This window comes from Oceanicola sp. S124, assembly GCF_000220565.1.
Lineage (GTDB): Bacteria > Pseudomonadota > Alphaproteobacteria > Rhodobacterales > Rhodobacteraceae > Pseudooceanicola.
Map to the genome: position 1 here is coordinate 1 of NZ_AFPM01000026.1, position 2,994 is coordinate 2,994.

The 2,994-nt window shown below is 61.8% G+C and carries 3 protein-coding genes; all 3 read left to right on the plus strand.

The genetic code is table 11. The annotated features are described in order from the left end of the window. The coding region (gene rpsL, locus OS124_RS0102440) for a 30S ribosomal protein S12 (protein WP_029375115.1) at positions 1 to 280 on the plus strand (280 nt) is incomplete at its 5' end. 12 nt (positions 281 to 292) lie between these two features. Continuing rightward, complete coding sequence (gene rpsG, locus OS124_RS0102445) at positions 293 to 763, plus strand: 30S ribosomal protein S7 (RefSeq protein ID WP_010137718.1); 471 nt, start codon at positions 293 to 295, stop codon at positions 761 to 763. A gap of 23 nt (positions 764 to 786) precedes the next feature. Then, positions 787 to 2,910 carry an elongation factor G gene (fusA, locus tag OS124_RS0102450; RefSeq protein WP_010137719.1) on the plus strand — a complete coding sequence of 708 codons (2,124 nt, stop codon included), beginning with the start codon at positions 787 to 789 and terminating at the stop codon, positions 2,908 to 2,910. Positions 2,911 to 2,994: the final 84 nt, after the last annotated feature.

The following is a 2,994-nucleotide window of genomic DNA, read 5'->3' on the forward strand; positions in this document are numbered from 1 at the left end:
GGCGTCTCGCACCCGCGTGTACACCACGACCCCGAAGAAGCCGAACTCCGCTATGCGGAAGGTCGCCAAGGTCCGTCTGACCAATGGCTTCGAGGTCATCTCCTACATCCCCGGTGAATCCCACAACCTTCAGGAACACTCCGTCGTCCTGATCCGTGGCGGCCGGGTGAAAGACCTTCCGGGCGTTCGCTACCACATCCTGCGCGGTGTGCTGGATACCCATGGCGTCAAAGACCGTAAACAGCGTCGCTCCAAGTACGGCGCGAAGCGTCCGAAGTAAGAGGATTAGAGAATGTCCCGTCGTCACGCTGCCGAGAAGCGCGAAATCCTGCCCGACGCCAAGTATGGCGATCGCGTCCTGACCAAGTTCATGAACAACCTCATGATCGATGGCAAGAAATCTGCTGCCGAGAAGATCGTGTACAACGCTCTCGACCGCATCGAAGCCAAGGTCAAGCGCGCCCCCGTGGAGATCTTCCACGAAGCGCTGGACAACATCAAACCCTCCGTCGAAGTGCGTTCGCGCCGCGTCGGTGGTGCCACCTACCAGGTGCCCGTCGAAGTGCGCCCGGAGCGTCGTGAAGCCCTGGCGATCCGCTGGCTGATCACCGCTTCGCGCTCGCGCAACGAGAACACCATGGAAGAGCGCCTTGCCGGCGAACTTCTGGACGCTGTCAACTCTCGCGGTTCCGCCGTGAAGAAGCGCGAAGACACCCACAAGATGGCCGACGCGAACAAAGCGTTCAGCCATTACCGCTGGTAAACCCTCAGGAAGGCAGACTTACCATGGCACGCGACTATCCGCTCGAACGGTATCGTAACTTCGGCATCATGGCCCACATCGATGCCGGCAAGACCACCACGACCGAGCGTATCCTCTACTACACCGGCCGCTCCCACAAGATCGGCGAAGTCCACGATGGCGCCGCCACCATGGACTGGATGGAGCAGGAGCAGGAGCGCGGGATCACCATCACTTCCGCTGCGACCACCACTTTCTGGCAGTGGCAGGAAGATCCCACCGCGGATGGCACGTCCGACACGAAGTTCCGCTTCAACATCATCGACACCCCCGGCCACGTCGACTTCACCATTGAAGTCGAGCGTTCGCTGGCGGTTCTCGACGGTGCAGTCTGCCTTCTGGACGGTAACGCCGGCGTCGAGCCCCAGACCGAAACCGTCTGGCGCCAGGCCGACCGTTACAAGGTTCCGCGCATCGTCTTCGTCAACAAGATGGACAAGATCGGCGCCGACTTCTTCAACTGCGTTAAGATGATCAAGGACCGCACCGGTGCGACCCCCGTACCCGTCGGCATGCCGATCGGTTCCGAGGATCAGCTGGAAGGCACCATCGACCTCATCACCATGGAAGAGTGGGTCTGGAAGGGCGACGACCTCGGCGCTGGCTGGGTCCGTCAACCGATCCGTGATGAGCTGAAGGATCTCGCCGAAGAGTGGCGCGCCAACATGATCGAGAACGCCGTCGAAATGGACGACGCGGCCATGGAAGCGTACCTCGAAGGCGAAGAGCCCGACGTTCCGACCCTGCGCAAGCTGATCCGCAAGGGCACGCTGGCGCTGGCCTTCGTTCCGGTCCTCGGCGGTTCCGCGTTCAAGAACAAGGGCGTGCAGCCCCTGCTGAACGCCGTGATCGACTTCCTGCCCGGTCCCCTCGACGTCCCCGCCTACATGGGCTTCTCGCCGGACGACGAGACCGAAGAGCGCAACATCGCCCGCAAGGCCGATGACGCGGCGCCCTTCGCCGGCCTGGCGTTCAAGATCATGAACGACCCCTTCGTGGGCTCCCTGACCTTCACCCGGATCTACTCCGGCGTGATGAAGAAGGGCGACTCGATCCTGAACTCGACCAAGGGCAAGAAAGAGCGCGTCGGTCGTATGATGATGATGCACTCGAACGATCGCGAAGAGATCGAAGAGGCCTTCGCAGGCGACATCATCGCGCTGGCTGGTCTGAAAGAGACCACCACCGGTGACACCCTCTGCGCCCAGAACGCCCCCGTTGTTCTCGAGACGATGACCTTCCCCGATCCGGTGATCGAGATCGCCATCGAGCCGAAGACCAAGAACGACCAGGAAAAAATGTCCCAGGGCCTGCAGCGCCTTGCGGCAGAAGACCCCTCCTTCCGCGTCGAGACCGACATCGAGTCCGGTCAGACCATCATGAAGGGCATGGGCGAACTTCACCTGGACATCCTGGTCGACCGCCTGAAGCGCGAATTCAAGGTGGAAGCCAACATCGGTGCGCCTCAGGTGGCCTACCGCGAGACGATCTCGAAGGAAGTCGAGCACACCTACACCCACAAGAAGCAGTCGGGTGGTTCGGGTCAGTTCGGTGAGGTCAAGCTCATCATCACCCCGACCGAGCCTGGCGAAGGCTACTCCTTCGAGTCCCGCATCGTCGGTGGCTCGGTGCCGAAGGAATACATCCCCGGCGTCGAGAAGGGCATCAAGTCGGTCATGGACTCCGGTCCGCTGGCAGGCTTCCCGGTGATCGACTTCAAGGTCGCCCTGATCGACGGCAAGTTCCACGACGTCGACTCCTCGGTCCTCGCCTTCGAGATCGCGGCACGTATGTGCATGCGTGAAGGGATGCGGAAGGCTGGCGCCAAGCTGCTGGAACCGATGATGAAGGTCGAAGTGATCACCCCGGAAGAATACACCGGTTCGATCATCGGCGACCTGACCTCGCGTCGTGGCCAGGTTTCGGGGCAGGAGCCGCGCGGCAACGCCGTCGCGATCGACGCCTTCGTGCCGCTGGCCAACATGTTCGGCTACATCAACAACCTGCGCTCCATGTCCTCGGGCCGCGCGCAGTTCACGATGCAGTTCGACCACTACGATCCGGTCCCGCAGAACATCTCTGACGAGATCCAGGCGAAATACGCATAAGCCGGGTGGCGGGGTGAACCCCGCCCTACCCACCACCGTAGGGTGGGGTTTCCCCACCGTCCGAACGAAGACTAGGAGGCCATC